Raw genomic sequence first — 17,149 nt, 5'->3', positions numbered from 1 at the left:
TGATTGGTGGGCGATGACAGGATCGAACTGCCGACATCCTGCTTGTAAGGCAGGCGCTCTCCCAGCTGAGCTAATCGCCCGTAATATGGTGACCCGTGGGGGAATCGAACCCCCGATACCGCCGTGAAAGGGCGGTGTCTTAACCGCTTGACCAACGGGCCATAAGTGGTGATCCACCCGCGACTCGAACGCGGGACACCCTGATTAAAAGTCAGGTGCTCTACCGACTGAGCTAGTGGATCATGCCGTCTCACAAGATATGATTATATAGCAACATTATATTATTGTCAACTGCATTTTCTAAAAAAATTACAGATGCGACAAATACCGCAGGTAGATGTAGCCATTTGCTATGACAACAGATAAAAGCATCAGCGGAAATCCGACCGCTAAAAATCGCCGGAAGGAAAGCGGATAGTTCTGCTGCGCCGCCAGACCGGCAACGATTAGATTGGCGCTCGCTCCAATCAAACTGCCGTTGCCTCCCAAACAGGCCCCTAAAGCCAGACTCCACCACAGCGGCTCCATATTGGCAATGCCCAGTTGCCCCATATTTTGAATCAAGGGAATCATAGTCGCCACAAAAGGAATATTGTCCACAAAGGCCGAAGCAATGGCACTCAGCCATAGAATCAGCATAGCTGACAATGCCGGGCTACCGCCGGTCACCGCTATGGCATACCGGGCCACGCCGTCAATAATGCCTGTTTCCACCAACCCGGAAACCAACACAAAGAGACCTAAGAAGAAAAAGATAGTTGGCCATTCAACCTTCTCCAGCGCTACTTCAACAGCACGCTCGGTTTTGGCGGTAAGCAACAGCAGAATAAAGGCGCCGCTTAGCGCCACGGTCGATGATTCCAGATGCAAAGCCTGATGGCCCAGAAAACCGGCCAAAGTAACACCTAATACGGACAAACATTTGACAAGCAGTGCCGGATCAACCAATTCTTCCTTCTCATTTAGTTGCAGCAAGGCCAGTCTATGCCGCTCGTCAGTTACCAACAGCTTACGATAGAGCGATATCAAAAGGATGATCGTGACAAATAAAATGGCCAGAGCAACCGGGGCCAGATTATGGATAAAAGCCAAAAATGTCAGTTCCTTTACGGCACTGCCGATCATGATATTGGGCGGATCACCGATAAGAGTCGCCGTCCCGCCAATGTTAGAGCTTATAATCAGGGTAATCAAGTACGGTTCAGGCTTGATGTTCAACCGCTGGGTCAGCGTCAGTGTCACCGGGACCATAAGCAGTACCGTTGTCACATTGTCCAGCAGCGCGGAAAAGAGCGCTGTAATCACCGCTAAAATAGACAGAATCGGCATCGGCCGGCACTTTACCTTTTTTGCCGCATATATGGCAATATAACGGAATATCCCCGTTTGCCCGGTAATGGCCACCATAATCATCATCCCCACCAGCAAGCCTAATGTATTAAAATCTATATGATGAACGGCCGTCTCATAATCGACAATACCTAATAGCACCATCGCCAGTCCGCCAAGCATAGCAACCACTGTACGATGGATTTTTTCCGAAATGATCAAAGCATAGGTCACTAAAAATACGCCCAAAGCGAGCATTGCCTGGTTTTCCACAATCAGTCCTCCCATAATTCTGAAAATAGACAAAAAGAGCCTGTGGCGACAGGCTCCTCCAAGAAACAAACTTTTATTCACTTCCTAATCAGTATAACGAAAATTTTCCGTTTTAGCAAGTCACTCTGGCGGTTCCTCCACTTTGATCATTCCAGCCTGGCGAAAGTTGACTGTCCCGGCAAAATGACGTATGATTTGGGCAATGGCCGCTTGTTGCCGCCAAAGGAGGAATCATCTGTTGCTTGAGTTTTCTTTCTGGAGCTCCATTGCCATTTTTATAATTGTCTATGCCTTGATTATCAGAGAACAGTTTCACCGCATGACCGTGGCGCTGACCGGCGGCCTGCTTATGCTGCTGACAGGATTTATAAGCCAGGAAACGGCGCTCAAGGAAGCAATTGATTTTAACACACTGGGCCTGTTGATCGGCATGATGCTATTGGTCACCATTACCCGCCGGACAGGCGTGTTTGAGGCCATTGCCATTTGGGCAGCCCACATCACCGGTGGCTATCCGTTCCGTCTGCTGGCCTTGCTGTCACTGATCACAGCGCTGGCCTCCGCGTTTTTAGATAATGTCACTACCGTACTGCTTACCGTTCCGATTACATTGACCCTGACCGACAAACTGGAGATCAACCCGCTGCCCTTTCTGATTTCCGAGATTATCGCTTCCAATATTGGCGGAACGGCAACTCTCATCGGGGATCCGCCCAACATTATGATCGGCAGTGCAGCCGGCCTTGATTTCAACTCGTTTCTGCTGCAGCTGGCGCCTATCAGCCTGCTCATTTTACTCGTCACGATCGGGCTGCTGCTGTTGATCTATCGTCAGGAACTGCAGACGACGGAAGAGAACCGCCTTGCCCTGCTGGCGCTTAATTACCGGGATGAAATTAAGGACCAGGCCCTGCTCCGAAAATCCCTGGCTGTCCTGGTCCTGACCATTCTTGCCTTTATGCTGCACGGTACACTGCACCTGGAATCGGCCACCGTTGCCCTGACCGGTGCTGCCGTCCTGCTGCTCATTAGCCGGGAAGAACCGGAAGCTGTACTGCTGCACGTAGAATGGCCTACTATATTTTTCTTTGTCGGCCTGTTTGTGCTGGTTGGCGGTCTGAAAGCCACCGGTGTGATCGGTGCGCTGGCTAAGTGGAGCCTGACTCTGACCCAGGGGAATGTCCTGCAAACCTCCCTCCTGGTCCTGTGGGTTTCGGCTATCGCCTCAGCCTTTATTGACAATATCCCTTTTGTCGCTACCATGATCCCTCTGCTGAAAGAAATGGGCCAACTAGGCGGCCTTGCTCTCGACCCGGTGTGGTGGTCACTGGCCCTGGGCGCTTGCCTGGGTGGCAACGGTACGCTGATTGGCGCCTCGGCTAATGTCATCGTGGCCGGCATAGCCGAAAAGAACGGCGTGCTTCTTTCCTTCCGAACGTATTTCAAGGTGGCTTTTCCGCTCATGCTGGTATCTGTTCTGCTTTCTCATCTCTACATCTGGCTCCGCTATTTTTAAGTATTTTTAAATAAAAAAGGACTGCCCACAGGGTTTTTCACCTGTCAGGCAGTCCTCATTATTTATAGTTCTTTGGAGCCGGTTAGGGAACTACCATAACCCGTGGGTAAAATCATTTACCTCATCGGCATCAACCAGTCCCTGTTCCTGCAGTTCGGCCTGGCGATTGACAAAATCTTGGGCCGAGTGAAAGCCGAGTGTTTTCAGCCGGTAGTTCATCGCCGCCACTTCCACAATACCGGCCAGATTTCGCCCGGGCCGAACGGGGATAATGGTTTTCGGTATGGACACGCCCAAAATTTCCGTCCGTTCATCGTCGATCCCCAGGCGATCATAATACTTGCCGTGCTGCCACTCTTCCAGATGAATAGTCAGATTGATATCCTGGAACAGGCGAACTGCCCGGATGCCGAACAGCGTCTTGATGTCCAAAATTCCCAAGCCGCGAATTTCCATAAGGTGACGGATCATCTCCGGAGCCCGGCCGACCAGATTATTCTCCGCCACGCGGGTCACCACCACGGCATCATCGGCCACCAGCCGATGACCGCGCTTAATCAGCTCCAGCGCCGTTTCGCTCTTACCGATGCCGCTGTCGCCCGTAATCAGCGTGCCAATACCGTGAACATCGACAAACACACCGTGAATGGTAATGCTGGGCGCCAGGCGACGTTCCAAATAATCGGTCAACCGGCCAATAAACCGGGTGGTCGGCTGCAATGTGCGCAGCACGGCCAGGTGAGCCTCTTCCGCCAATTTAAGCCAATGCTCCGGCAGCGACTTTCCCCGCGTAATAATCACGCAGGGAATCTCCAGGCCGGTAAGCGTTTTCCAGCACTCGGTAGCGAGCGTCTCACCCAATGATTCCAGAAAGGCCATTTCAGCCATGCCAATAACCTGAATCCGCTGATGCTCAAAATACTTTAAATATCCGGCCAGCATCAGTCCGGGCCGGTTGATGTCCGGCACCCGTACCGGACGGTCCAGGTAATCGGCACCGCTGATTATCTCCAGCCCGCAAGGTTCGATTATGTCTTTGACAAGTAAGTCCTTCTTCATCAGTAATATCCTTCCAGTATTTTAGCCAGAATGTCCACGGCGACCTGCTCATCTTCGCCGTCGGCCTCAATAATAATAGTCATACCAATCTGAGGTTCCAGTGATATCAGCCCTAAGATGCTCTTCCCGTCAACCCGATACTCGCCGCTGATCGCTGTCACTTCGCAGACAAAGCGTCCTGCCGCTCTGGCAAACGCTGCCGCATGGCGTGGATAAAGAGTATTGCGTCTTATAATCTCCACACATTTTCTTGTCACGCCCCAGGACCTCCCTGCTAATAATTAAAACATATCTGCCAGTATCATCGTCTGTTCCCGGCCGGGACCGACCGAGACCAAACCGATGGCAATACCGCTAACCTCACTCAGCCGTTCTACATAGCGACGGGCATTAAGCGGTAGATCTTCATAGGAGCGAATATGGGAAGTCGGTTGCTGCCAGCCGGGCAATTCCTCATAAACCGGTTCCACCCGGGACAGCACGTTCAGGCTGGCCGGAAACTCATTGATAATTTTTCCGTCATATTTGTAAGCTACGCAAATTTTAACCATAGGCAGTTTATCCAGGATATCCAGGCGGGTAATCGCCATATAGTCAATGCCGCTGACATAACCCGCGTAGCGGATGATGCAGGCATCCAGCCAGCCGCAGCGACGTGGCCGGCCGGTGGTGGTGCCGTATTCATGGCCTTCCTCCCGGATCAGATCGCCTGTTGCGTCATGCAGTTCGGTGGGGAACGGTCCTTCGCCCACCCGGGTGGTATAGGCTTTCACCACACCGACAACCTTGTTGATTTTGCTCGGGCCTACACCGGCTCCGATGCAGGCGCCGCCGGCAATCGGATGCGATGAGGTCACATAGGGATAGGTGCCATGATCCAGATCAAGCAAAGTAGCCTGGGCTCCTTCAAACAGCACTTTCTGGCCGCCTTTAATGGATTCATGCAAAATAGCCGACGTATCGGCAACATACGGACGCAGTTGTTCGGCATATTCCTGGTATTCCTTAAGCACTTCTGCAAAGTCAAACCCGTCCGTATTATATACGGCTTTCAGCAAATGATTCTTGGCTTCCAGATTGCGGGCCAGTTTTTCTTTAAATTCCTCCGGTTCCAGCAAATCGCAGACCCGGATACCGCTGCGGGCATTTTTATCCATGTAGCAGGGACCGATACCACGCTTGGTTGTGCCGATTTTGAAGTCGCCCCGAGAAGTTTCTTCCACTTCGTCCAGCAGGCGGTGATATGGCATAATTAAATGAGCCCGGTTGGATAGCTTCAGGCTGCTGGTATCAATGCCTTTGGCCTGCATGCTTTTTATTTCTTCCAGCATAACCTTGGGATCAACCACCACGCCGTTGCCAATGACGCAGGTTTTACCATTATATAGTATGCCTGACGGCAGTAAATGCAGCTTAAACTCCTGATCCCCTACCACAACGGTGTGTCCGGCATTATTGCCCCCCTGATAGCGAACAACCACATCCGCTCTTTCGGCTAAATAGTCGACGATTTTCCCTTTTCCTTCGTCTCCCCACTGCGTTCCGATTACAACTGTTGCTGACATATCCATCCTCACCCTTCTTGACGGTCTTATCTGACCATAGTAACGGCACTGCGACGGAATATTCCCTTCCGTTCACTGACCGCGTATCCAGCATTGCTTCGTTTTCTCGTCCGATTGCAGCTGAGGGCAACCGATAGTCTCCGGCAACCCGTTCAGTCTGCGGCTATATTATCTTGAATATTTTAACCAAACCCACAAAAATAACTCAAACATGACGTATCCACGCCGTTATTTGAGTTGCTGAGGAAGGTATCCGATTTTCCCTCGTTAATCATAGCACTTCGCCCTTTCCCCTGTCAATAAACTTTTCGAATATTACTTTAAATTACAGGATAAATGTTCGGATATTCGCCAAAATTCCCTTTATTTTCGCGGGAAATATATTTTTCTCCCCCCTTTTAGCTATTTTACCGCTAACCTGTCAGCCTTACCTATGTCCAATATATGCGGCTCCTCTGACTCGGGAGACGAAAAAATTTCTTACCGGCATGTTTTCTGTTTTAATGATGCAAGGTACTGGTGCCTATCAACTCTGAACGTACGATTTTCTTCACAGTCCTTTTCCGTAAGGTCTCGTTCTCGTCGGTTTACCCATGTCGAAAGGCGCATCTCCTTCGCCTTGCTTTACAAAAAAATCACCGTAAATTTATGTTACACCTTCAAAGCCGCTGGAGCACTAGGGTTTAAAATCCGGCAATGAGGCATACTACCTATAGCACACGATAATTATGAGGACGATATTATGCAAAGTATTTTGGCCTATGTTCAAACCTTTCTTCCGCCGGTCTCCTGGTTTATCCAACTGCTGTTGGCGCTTCTTCTTATTGCGGTTCTCGGTCTTTTGCTGGGAAAACCGGTTATGCGCTATGTCATAAACCGGGTTGTCGACGATGCCACCGCAAAATTACTCTCCGACGAGTATGACGAAAATGTTGCCGAACTGCTTCCTTCATTAAAACGTTTTTCCGTAATCAATATAATTGAACTAAGTTTACGGGCCGAAACCGGTAAAGTTATAACCAGGCCGCTAGGAACACCAAAACATTATCCCGAGTTTGACAACCTTCTATTTTCACCGCAACAAATGACCCGTTTTACCTTGCCGGTAAGCACTAACATAGATATGTCAGTAACACTGGGTCGTAAGGCAAAAAAACCGCTTAAGCTAAAAATTCCTTTGATAATTGGCTCCATGGCCTACGGTCTTGCCTTAAGCGAAGAAGCGAAAGTAGCATTAGCCATCGCCAGCAAACGATTAGGGACTGCACTCGGGTCTGGCGAAGGCCCTTTCCTCCCTGAAGAAGCTGACGCCGCCGGGAAATTTATCCTCCAAATTTGCCGCTGGTCCTGGGGACTGCGGACAAATGAACAGATTGCCACCGCCGACATGCTGGAAATCGCTATGGGGCAGGGAGCCGATGTCGGTACCGCCCCGATCATGGCTGCTGATATTGAAGGACGAGCCCGTGAACTGGGGGGACTGGCCCCTGACGAAACAGCCATTTCCCTGCCGGCACCACCGGGTGTACACACGCCGGCCGACTGGCCTGTTTTTATGAAAAAACTACGCCAGCGCGCCGACGGAAAGCCTATTGCCTTAAAACTGATGGCCACCGACCGTTTGGAGGAAGAACTGGCAGTCGCCGTTTCCCTGGGAGTAGACGTGATCTGCCTGGACGGAGCCGGTGGCGGTTCACACGCCGTAGCACCTATCAAGCAGGACAATTTTTCTATTCCTATTTTGTATGCGTTGGTACGGGCCAAACGGTACTTAGCGGGAACCCAAATCAGCCTCATTGCCGGTGGTGGATTGTATACCCCCGGTCACTGTCTCAAAGCGCTGGCGCTGGGGGCCGATGCAGTGGTACTCGGTACCGTTCCACTTTTTGCCCTGGTGCACAACCAGGCTACCAAAGCTATTCCCTGGGAACCACCCACTGCACTGGTATATTACAATTCACAGACCAAGGACAAGTTTGACCTCTGTCAGGGCGCAACCAGTGTAACCAATGCATTTACCTCCATGGTTCTGGAAATGGAAGAAGCCATGCGGGCTTTGGGCAAGTCTTCGTTAAACCAGCTCAGTCCCGACGATCTGGTCGCCTTGGATTCGCTTACGGCCGACCTTACGGGAGTGAAAAAGGTGACCGATACCTGTACGCCCCGCGCGCCGTCCAGCCCTGGCAGGACGGCGCCTCACAGCCAGCCAAATCGCTTTGCCGAACGACAGCAATACACCGCACTGCTGAATCAAATGCGCCAATCCATCCAGCAGGCAAAAAAAACCACCGCCCGCCTGGAAAGCATGCGGGAACGGCTCCGGTCTTATCTGGAATAGTCTGTACCTTATCTCATTTTAATTCAGGTGCTCTTGCTAACAACTCCTCATTCAACTCTGGCAACCTATCCAAAAGGCTATCATACCAAAGATAGCGCGTATGATACTGCCGACATAACAGCCTATGTCTCTTAAGCCAATTGTAAGCATTACTAACTAATCTCGCACGTAACGCCGCATCTTCAATCAATGATTTAAGGTAAATCCCAAAATCTGCAGAAGAGTGGTAAACTAGCCCTGTTTCACCATGCCGAATAACTTCTCCATAAACAGTTGGACTCGCCAAAGCAGCTACACTATAAGCGGCACATTCAAGAAATTTTAAATCAGATTTCATTCTATTGAAGCGGGTGTCTACTAAAGGAAGTATGGCGATATCGGCAGAATCCAAGATTTCAATATACATATTATAGGAACAAAAAGGCGTGAATTCTTTATTCGTCGTAGCAAGAGCCTCAAAGAACCTCCGATCATGTACAACCCTGACAAAAATATCCTCATCAGATTTGATGATTATTTCATTAATTATCGGCATTATCAGCTCCCAATCACTTTCTCTGTTAAGCGCGCCAAAAAACAATGTAACCTTTTTCCCCTTTTTTGACCCCTTAAAAGGAGGCAAGCTAGAAATATAATTGGGAAATACAAATACATTCCTATTAAAACGATATAAGAAATCTGCTATCTTTGGGGTCGATGTTTGAACAGCATGAGCAGATCGAAAAGCAAAAAAGTTATTTTGTTGATGAAATTCTTTCCATAATAAAGGATCATCATCAATTTCAGCAATAATCAGATACCCGCTTTTTAGCAGTTGTTTTTGCTGCGTTACCGTAGGCCAGCTGCGTTGCCAAATAAATACCTTCTCTTCACCAGGAAGCCCAATAGAAGTAGACGTTTGTTGTGCGTGCTCTATTACTCTAACTCCAGGTATGGTCGCAAGAAAGACATTAGGCTCGGTTACTCTTACTCTAGAGCAAACTTTGGTTTCTCCAAGCATAGAATGGATGAGCAGACGCTTGGTCACCGGTCTTTTGGTTGCCCGTACAATGTATTGTATGGCACTGGCTTTTGTACAAAACGCATCGAAATCTACACTTAATTTATTAAGAATTGGCTGAAATTCTTCCTGTAATGCCCTAATTGGAGACGAACGATCTTCTAGTGGTCGTACATCATAAATGTAAAGACCCGCCTTGCTAAATAATTGACCAATACTATCCAAAGTGAAAAAACGGAGATGCGTTTTATCTAACAATCCTTCTTTTTGATATTCCCATTTACCGGCGATTAGATTAAACAATGTTGACCAATGCTGAATATTGGGGATGCACGCCAATACCTGTCCCTGTTCTTTAAGGTGAGATACATGTCTCTTTAGCGTATTCCAGGGATCAGTCATATGTTCTAGTACATCACCATAAACTAGACAATCCACTCCATCCGGCACTATTTCTGTCAAATCAATTTGTTCGGCATTGGTAGTCAATACAGTATCCAGCCGTGTTGCAGCGTACCGAGCAGCCTTTTCGTTCAATTCAATCCCTATATAACGACAAAAAGGATTTATTTGTTTATATTTAGCCCCTAGAGCACCTGCCCCACAACCTATTTCCATCACCGCAGAAGCTTCCGGTGGGATATATTTCAAAAGATGAGGATTTACACGACTATAATAAGAAAAGGCCGGGGGTTCATCCAACTCCACATTCATTTACTAAACTCCTTTCGATATTACTGTTTCGAGTAATCTGATTTGACGATTAAGCAAATTGGTCAAATCATACTTAGTTAGGATCGTATTCCGTGCCTTTGTCTTCATTAGATTTATTGCTTCACGATTCTCCAAGACTTCTACTACCCGGCTTGCAATTTCGGAAGGAGAAAAGAAACTTACCAAAAAACCATTCACTGTATCCTCGATAATCTCCCGTACGGGAGGAGTATCCGAACCAACCACCAGGCAACCACAAGCCATTGCCTCTAACATTGACCAAGATAAAATAAAAGGATAGGTAAGATAAATATGTACGGACGATGCCTGTAGAATAGTTAAATAATCGGAAATGGGCACTCGCCCGGTAAAGTGCAAACGGGATAAATCATAGGTGTACTTACCCATAGCTTCTTCACGGTACGTTTTCCCATTAGATAGTTGATTGGAGTATTCTGTTCTATCTTCGCCTACCACTATCACATGACATTCCGGTCGAAGTTGCTGAACTTTTTCGACAGCAGCCATAAATTGAGGGAAACCGCGTAGTGGCTCCATTCCGGTAGCCACATACGTAACAATTTCCTTTGCATTCGATAAATTGAGTCCAAGCTTAGGCAAAATAAGTCTACCATTAGGATTAGGTTTAAAAATACCGGTATGAATGCCTTCATGCAGAATCTCCATTTTAGGATGAAACTCCCGGGGAAATTGCTGAAACTGCCACTCCGTAGGGACAATTCCTTTCGTACATTGCACCAAATCAAATAAAATGCCGGTGTTTTTGACTCTGATTTCTCCTTTATTATCAAGCGTCAGTCTACTTTCAGGATCAAAATCAAAGCTTGATCCATGCGAACGATAAAACCATTCGAAATGGCAAATGATCGGCACGCGGGGAAAAACATCCGCCATAAACAACATAGGCCCCCAACCGGAATGTCCATAAATCACATCTGGAACAAACCCGTCTTTTTTTAATTGAGTCGCGGTTTTATAGGCAGCCTGTCCGTAAATCACCGAATCCTCCATATTTTTTAAATAGGGATGGGTAGAAATGTAAGAATTTCGGTGCGGTTTATAGAGAACTTTTGTTACGCCAGGAATATCACCGATTTCGGACGTAGTAAGAAAAACTACTTTATTGCAGGAGTTCTGAGCAAGAACTGTGGCTAAATAGCGGAATTGCCCGGGAAATGTCCGATGGATAAACAAAATTTTCACACACTTCTCCTCATTACTATAGTCTAGTAACAATGCTACTAAGTAAATTCATTTGTATTGGCAATAACTTATGAAGTGCATACCGTTCCAAAATAGTTTTTCTTGCCCTTAAGCGAAGCTCGTTATACTCTCCGGGATGCGCAAGAACGTCGACTACTTTTGCAGCAATATCCTGTGGCGAAAAAAAACTCACCTGTAGACCATTTACGCTATCACTTATCACCTCAACCACAGGAGAGGTATCTGAGGCAACCACCACACAGCCTGCTGCCATAGCTTCCAGCATAGACCATGAAAGAACAAAAGGATAGGTAAGATAAACATGCACCGACGACGCCTGAAGAACTTTCAAGTAATCTCCTTTACGCAGCAGACCGGTAAAATGAATACGCGCCATGTCCAATGGAACTTTCTCCAACATCGCCGTTTTATATGATCTGCCCTCTGCTAAAGGCTTTCCATAAGCTACTCTATCATCACCGACTATTACCACATGGCATTGCGGCCTCTCTTCCAGGATAAGCCGTACTGCTTCGATAAACTGGGGAAAGCCGCGATAAGGCTCCATCCCTCTTGCCACATAGGTAACAATTTCTTTTACATCTGAAAGGTCAATACCGATCTCATGGAGTATCAACTTGGCTCCCGGCTTGGGTTTAATAAACTCGGTATCAATTCCCTCGTGGACAATACTGATTTTAGGTTGATACTCCAGGGGAAATTGACGATGTTGCCAATAGGTAGGACTAACTCCCCAATCACAATGATCCAGATCAAGCAAGATAGGGGCATTTTTTACTCGAATCTTCAGTTCATCATCAACACTGAGCGGCATGGCCGGATCAAAATCCGCGTCACTGCCGTGAGCTCGATAAAACCATTCAAACAAACAAATCAACTTGCTCTGCGGAAAAACCTCCTTAGCAAAGGTAGGTAACCCCCAGCCTGCATGACCATAAATAACGTCAGGCCAAAAATTCTGTGCTCTTAGTTTTGCCAGTTCTCGGTAGACCGCCTGCCCTTGGAGCACAGCCTTCTCAAAGCCCTGCAGATAATGATGCGTAGCCGGATTTACTGAGCGTGGTTCTTCATAAACGACTTTGCATACACCAGGTATCTCACCATCTTTCCTGCCAGTAATGAAAACCACTTGATTACCCATCCTTTGAGCAAGATAAGAAGCCAAGTGAACGAATTGTGCTGGAAAGTTGGAATGTAGAAAAACAAACCGCAAAAAACTTCCTCCTTTGTTTATGAACTACCTTTCTCGCAGTCCCTCACTCCGGTACTTAATAAATGGATCGGTAAAGTACTCAATGATCCGTTTTTTCCTCGTCTTGACCTCCGCTGTCACAGCCATTCCAGGGCTCAAATATACAACCCGATCATCCGCCAAAGCAAAATAATTGACATCCGTCCGTAGTAAGGCCCGGTAAACCAAGCCTTTATCTTTATCTTCTACCGCATCAGAGCTGATTTCCACCAATGTTGCATCCAAAGTTCCATATTTTTGGAAGTTAAAGGTTTCCACCTTAATTTCCGCCGACTGCCCCGCATAAACAAACCCGACATCCTTATTGGGTACCCAAACTTCAATTTCCATTTGCTCTCCTTCCGGAACTATCAGCATGAGTACCTGGGCAGGAGTAACTACTCCGCCCACAGTATGAACCGCCAGTTGCTGTACCGTACCGGTAATTGGCGCGGTTATTGTGCTTAACCGATGTTTTTCCTCAGCTTTGCTTATCTCTTCTTGGATAGACTGTAGTTGGCGACGATCCTCAACTAGTTTGGTCATAATGTCGGTTTCATGTTCACCGACAATTCCATGTAATGTTTCCATACTTTGTAGCAAGCTATGGTTAGCTTTGACAATTTCACTGCTTTGGGCGCTTAAATCTTGCTGGATGTTGTTTAATCTGTCCTTATAGTCCAAATATTGAAATTCACCCACTGCCCCCATTTCAGCTAGACTTTTCATAGCGCCTTCCCTATGTACAGCTATCTCAAGCTGCATGGCTAGTTTCTGCTTGGTGGCCTGTGCCGTTTCCAAAGCTGCCTGAGCCTGATTTACAGCCTGTTGAGCCGCAGCTACCTTTGCCTGTTGCTCTTCCATCCGACTATTATATAACTGCATTTGGTACTGCACGTCCTGAGGGTTGGCGCTCGCACTCTGTTCAGGAACGAAGGACCGCCCCATTTGCTCAGCAAGCAGCCGTTTGATTTCCAACTGGTAATAAGCTTGTTCTTTCGTCAATCGGGCCAGATCCGCCGCAGTGATAGTCGTGTCCAGCTCAATCAAAACGTCACCAGGTTGTACCTTACTGCCATCTTTAACATGAATGCTCTTTACAACACCGGTATCAAAAGCTTGAATTGTTTTGGTATAACCGGAAGGAATCACTTTACCCGGAGCTACAGCTACCTCGTCCACATGACCAAAATAAGCCCAAAATATAGCAATGACAAACAGTATTACCAATAGCCACACAATCGCTCTGCCAAGCGGCGATGGCGGTGTCTCAACAATCTCAAGCGCTGCCGGCAAAAATTCCAATTCGCTCTGACTAAGCTTCTCGTTCTCCTTGCAATGCTTCTTACCCGCCTTTATATTGACCAGCTTATCACGGATCCAACAGCCAAGCTTTATGATGCGCATACTTCGCCACCTTCCTGCTGCCTATACAGATTATAATAGGCACCCTGTTGGCTAAGTAGTTGTTGATGGCTCCCCTGTTCAATAATGCGCCCCTTTTCAATGACTACAAGCACATCGGCACTCCGCACCGTTGACAAGCGGTGCGCAATAATAAATACCGTACGCCCCTGGCAAATTTGTTGAAGATTATCCTGAATAATCCGCTCTGATTGATAGTCCAGAGCACTGGTCGCTTCATCAAAGATGAGAATACGCGGATTGAGCAAAAGCGCCCGGGCAATAGCGATACGCTGACGCTGCCCCCCGGACAGTGCTGTACCGCGTTCTCCTACATTCGTGTCATATCCTTCTGGCAATTCAAGAATGAATTCATGCGCTCCGGCCAGTTTGGCGACTTGAACAATTTTCTCCATAGAGGCCCCGGGATCAATAGCTGCGATATTTTCCCGCACACTGCCATTAAATAAAAAATTCTCCTGCAAAACGACCCCTATTTGACGCCGTAGCCAGGCCGGCTCGACCTGGGCTAAATCAATTCCATCAATCAATATCCGGCCTCGTTCCGGCAAATATAAACGCTGAATCAGTTTCGTCAACGTGCTCTTACCAGACCCGGAACGACCTACAATACCTATCGTCATACCAGGTGAAACCTGTAAATTTATCCCATCCAGAACTAAAGGGGCATCATTTCGATAACGAAAGGCCAAATTCTCCATTGTGACTTGTCCATTGACCGCCGGCAGCAAGGTTCTGTTAGGATTGAAAACAGGTTCATGAGGACAATTCAGAATATCGCCAAGCCGCTCAACAGATAAACGGATTTGCTGAAAATCCTGCCAAAGATTAGCCAACCGCAGTACCGGATCGGTTACCCTTCCGGCCAACATCTGAAAGGCGATAAGCTGGCCCACAGTCAGATTGCCATCCATCACCAGATGCGCACCAAACCATAAGATTGCTAATGTAGCAATTTTTTGGATGAATTGCGCAGTATTGCCGGCCATATTTCCCAAGATGGTCGTATCAAAAGAAGCCTTGACGTAATTAGCCAATATGCCTTCCCACTTATGACTGAGCTGTGGTTCAATAGCCAGACTCTTTACCGTATGAATCCCGGTGATTGATTCAACCAAATAAGATTGAACCTCCGAATTACAAGCAAATTTGTGATTCAGCCGTCGCCTGAATAAAGGCGTTACAAATACAGAAAGTGTAACAAATATGGGCAAAGCAGCCAACGTAATCAAGCTAAGCTTAACACTGTAAAAAAACATGGCAATGATAAAAACGAGAGCAAAGAACAAATCCAACACTACAGTAAGAGTTGAACCGGTAAGAAACTGACGGATGTTTTCCAATTCCCGTACTCTTGCAACGGTATCTCCTACCCGTCGAACTTCAAAATATTGCAAAGGCAACCTAACCATATGATTAAATAACTTTGCCCCAAGCATGACATCAATTCGATTGGTAGTATGAGAAAAAAGATAAGAACGGAGAATTCCCAATAAACTTTCAAAAGAATTGATGACCAATAAGCCGACCGCAAGAATATCTAAGGTAGCCACACCTTTATGGACTAAGACTTTATCAATGATAACTTGTGTAAATAGAGGTGTAATCAACCCAAAACTTTGCAAAAAGAAAGAAGCAATTAATACTTCGCCAAAAAAACGTTTAAATTTCGCAACTACCGGGATAAACCAACTCAGATTGAACTGTTTTTCTAAATTAGCCAAGCTGAATCGGCGAGCCAGCAAAATCACTTTTCCTGTCCATACCTTAGTAAACGGTTCATGAGGAATAGTTACTGGCCGTCCTTTATATGGGTCAAAAATCAATAGCTTTTTCTCATCAACTTTTACAATGACAACATATTGTCCATTATTTAATAACGCTAATATCGGTAACGCAAGTCTGGGGATTTTGCCGATCACCAGATCGGTTTGTTTTGCCTTTAGCCCCAGTTCCTTGGCCGCCCGCAATAACACAATAGCATCAGCCGGAACATTCCCTACGAGAAAGGACCGTTTCAGTTGTTGGTACTCAGCCGGTACTCCTAGTAGTTGCGCAGCCGTCGCTAGACACAGCAGACCGCTGTCGGGTAAGTTTACTTTTTGCTTTTCCTGTTCCATGTTTCCCCTCCCATACAAGAACAAAGCGGCGTCTGCCCCGGCATTTCATTAGTCCGGGGCAAACTGCCTTACGTTTCTTAACCTGCCATTGATCCGATTTTCTGATTAACCTGCACCGCATTCAACGTTCCATCGGTAAACTGGAACTGAGCTATTTGATAGCTAGTGCCTACCGTCCAGTTGCTGACACAAATGTTCTCGCCGGTTTGAGTTAATGTGCATACTAAGTCATTGCCGTTTTGTGTGAACGTTACACTTGCCATAACAAGATTCTGGAACTGCAGCGTATTGCTTCCGCCGCTAGGATCATAGTCATCAATCGAATCATTGCCGCTTCCTATCCCATATAAGTAGGTGTCGTCGCCTGTTCCCCCGCACAATACATCATTACCGGCACCGCCATACAGGCTGTCCGCTCCAGCACCGCCGTTCAGGGTATCATTGCCGGCACCACCGGTTAGGATATTGTTTCCGCTATTACCGGCAATCAGGTTATCCAGGGCATTGCCTGTCCCGTTAAGATTGGCGCTGCTACTCAGAATCAGATTTTCTACATTGGATCCCAGGATATAAGTAATGATGGACTGCACCGTATCTGTTCCCTCATTAGCGTTTTCAGTCACCACATCGCCGGCATTATCTACAATGTAAGTGTCGTTGCCGGTGCTGCCATACAAAAGGTCCGCTCCACTACCGCCGTCCAGAGTATCATTACCAGCCCCACCAGTCAGCAGATTGCTTCCGCTATTACCGGTAATCAGGTTATCCAAGGCATTGCCTGTCCCGTTAAGATTGGCGCTGCTACTCAAAATTAAATTTTCTATGTTGGCCCCCAGGGTATAGATGATACTTGCCTGCACAGTATCTGCACCTTCATTAGTGTTTTCAATCACCACATCGCCGATATTATCCACAATATATGTGTCATTACCCAAGCCGCCAATCAAAGTATCCATACCCGTGCTACCGTCGAGAATGTTATTACCGTTATTACCGGCCAACACATTGTTCAATGTATTGCCATTGCCATTAATACTGGTGATACCCATCAATCTCAAATTTTCTACATTAGCCCCCAGTGTGTAACTGATACTGGACTGCACTGTGTCCAAACCTTCATTAGCATTCTCGATTACTGCATCCCCTGTATAATCAACAAGATAAAGATCGTTACCGGCGCCACCATACAAGGTATCCGCTCCAAGACCGCCGTCTAGCGTATCATTGCCAGCCCCACCAGTCAGCACATTGTTTCCACTGTTACCGGTAATCATGTTATCCAATGTATTGCCTGTCCCATTAATATTGGCACTGCCGCTTAAAATCAAGGTTTC

Annotated in this window: 12 protein-coding genes and 3 tRNA genes; 2 read left to right on the top strand and 13 right to left on the bottom strand. The window is 47.1% G+C overall.

Translation table 11 applies throughout. The annotated features are described in order from the left end of the window. Positions 1-4 precede the first annotated feature (4 nt). From F3H20_RS18990 to F3H20_RS18975, 4 genes are all read right to left on the bottom strand, one after another. Positions 5-80, bottom strand: a tRNA-Val gene (locus F3H20_RS18990). A 6-nt stretch (positions 81-86) separates the two neighbouring features. After that, positions 87-161 (bottom strand) — tRNA-Glu (locus F3H20_RS18985). A gap of 5 nt (positions 162-166) precedes the next feature. Next, a tRNA-Lys gene (locus F3H20_RS18980) sits at positions 167-242 on the bottom strand. A 67-nt stretch (positions 243-309) separates the two neighbouring features. Beyond that, positions 310-1,587, bottom strand: a complete 1,278-nt coding sequence (locus F3H20_RS18975) for an ArsB/NhaD family transporter (protein WP_223191862.1) — start codon at positions 1,585-1,587, stop codon at positions 310-312. A 253-nt stretch (positions 1,588-1,840) separates the two neighbouring features. On the opposite strand from F3H20_RS18975, the gene F3H20_RS18970 reads away from it, so the two are divergent. Then, positions 1,841-3,118 (top strand): ArsB/NhaD family transporter, encoded by a 1,278-nt coding sequence (locus tag F3H20_RS18970; protein ID WP_394349584.1) that lies wholly within the window; start codon positions 1,841-1,843, stop codon positions 3,116-3,118. 90 nt (positions 3,119-3,208) lie between these two features. Here the strand turns inward: F3H20_RS18970 and hprK are convergent, their stop codons facing one another. The 3 genes from hprK to F3H20_RS18955 are packed head-to-tail and all read right to left on the bottom strand — an operon-like array spanning position 3,209 to position 5,742. After that, positions 3,209-4,177, bottom strand: a complete 969-nt coding sequence (gene hprK, locus F3H20_RS18965) for an HPr(Ser) kinase/phosphatase (RefSeq protein ID WP_149736425.1) — start codon at positions 4,175-4,177, stop codon at positions 3,209-3,211. Further along, a complete protein-coding gene (locus F3H20_RS18960) occupies positions 4,177-4,434 on the bottom strand; it encodes an HPr family phosphocarrier protein (RefSeq protein WP_149736424.1) in 258 nt (85 codons plus the stop codon). Before F3H20_RS18960 ends, hprK begins: the two co-directional genes overlap by 1 nt. A gap of 24 nt (positions 4,435-4,458) precedes the next feature. Continuing rightward, entirely contained in the window at positions 4,459-5,742 is a 1,284-nt protein-coding gene (locus F3H20_RS18955) for an adenylosuccinate synthase (protein WP_149736423.1), read from the bottom strand. A gap of 742 nt (positions 5,743-6,484) precedes the next feature. Between F3H20_RS18955 and F3H20_RS18950 the strand changes: the two genes are divergently transcribed. Continuing rightward, the gene (locus tag F3H20_RS18950) at positions 6,485-8,080 is read left to right on the top strand and encodes an FMN-binding glutamate synthase family protein (protein WP_149736422.1); all 1,596 of its coding nucleotides are present in this window, start codon (positions 6,485-6,487) and stop codon (positions 8,078-8,080) included. A 13-nt stretch (positions 8,081-8,093) separates the two neighbouring features. Here the strand turns inward: F3H20_RS18950 and F3H20_RS18945 are convergent, their stop codons facing one another. From F3H20_RS18945 to F3H20_RS18920, 6 genes are all read right to left on the bottom strand, one after another. Continuing rightward, positions 8,094-9,794, bottom strand: a complete 1,701-nt coding sequence (locus tag F3H20_RS18945) for a methyltransferase domain-containing protein (protein ID WP_149736421.1) — start codon at positions 9,792-9,794, stop codon at positions 8,094-8,096. Between the two features lie 3 nt (positions 9,795-9,797). Continuing rightward, a complete protein-coding gene (locus F3H20_RS18940) occupies positions 9,798-11,018 on the bottom strand; it encodes a glycosyltransferase (RefSeq protein ID WP_149736420.1) in 1,221 nt (406 codons plus the stop codon). 16 nt (positions 11,019-11,034) lie between these two features. Further along, the gene (locus tag F3H20_RS18935; protein ID WP_149736419.1) at positions 11,035-12,252 is read right to left on the bottom strand and encodes a glycosyltransferase family 4 protein; all 1,218 of its coding nucleotides are present in this window, start codon (positions 12,250-12,252) and stop codon (positions 11,035-11,037) included. A gap of 24 nt (positions 12,253-12,276) precedes the next feature. Beyond that, the gene (locus F3H20_RS18930; RefSeq protein WP_149736418.1) at positions 12,277-13,677 is read right to left on the bottom strand and encodes an HlyD family type I secretion periplasmic adaptor subunit; all 1,401 of its coding nucleotides are present in this window, start codon (positions 13,675-13,677) and stop codon (positions 12,277-12,279) included. Beyond that, positions 13,665-15,815 (bottom strand): type I secretion system permease/ATPase, encoded by a 2,151-nt coding sequence (locus F3H20_RS18925; RefSeq protein ID WP_149736417.1) that lies wholly within the window; start codon positions 15,813-15,815, stop codon positions 13,665-13,667. The genes F3H20_RS18930 and F3H20_RS18925 overlap by 13 nt, the downstream gene beginning before the upstream one ends. A gap of 77 nt (positions 15,816-15,892) precedes the next feature. Next, on the bottom strand, positions 15,893-17,149 hold a 1,257-nt coding region (locus F3H20_RS18920; RefSeq protein ID WP_149736416.1), incomplete at its 5' end, for a calcium-binding protein.

Origin of the sequence: Propionispora hippei DSM 15287 (genome assembly GCF_900141835.1) — a bacterium.
GTDB classification, from domain to species: Bacteria; Bacillota; Negativicutes; order Propionisporales; family Propionisporaceae; genus Propionispora; species Propionispora hippei.
This window is presented reverse-complemented; position numbering and strand designations above follow the sequence as displayed.

Bases quoted from the DNA above. Each gene is read 5' to 3' on its own strand.
- F3H20_RS18925 (WP_149736417.1), bottom strand. From the start codon at position 15,815: ATGGAACAGGAAAAGCAAAAAGTAAACTTACCCGACAGCGGTCTGCTG.
- F3H20_RS18975 (WP_223191862.1), bottom strand. From the start codon at position 1,587: ATGCTCGCTTTGGGCGTATTTTTAGTGACCTATGCTTTGATCATTTCG.
- F3H20_RS18950 (WP_149736422.1), top strand. From the start codon at position 6,485: ATGCAAAGTATTTTGGCCTATGTTCAAACCTTTCTTCCGCCGGTCTCC.
- F3H20_RS18930 (WP_149736418.1), bottom strand. From the start codon at position 13,677: ATGCGCATCATAAAGCTTGGCTGTTGGATCCGTGATAAGCTGGTCAAT.
- F3H20_RS18955 (WP_149736423.1), bottom strand. From the start codon at position 5,742: ATGTCAGCAACAGTTGTAATCGGAACGCAGTGGGGAGACGAAGGAAAA.
- F3H20_RS18945 (WP_149736421.1), bottom strand. From the start codon at position 9,794: ATGAATGTGGAGTTGGATGAACCCCCGGCCTTTTCTTATTATAGTCGT.
- hprK (WP_149736425.1), bottom strand. From the start codon at position 4,177: ATGAAGAAGGACTTACTTGTCAAAGACATAATCGAACCTTGCGGGCTG.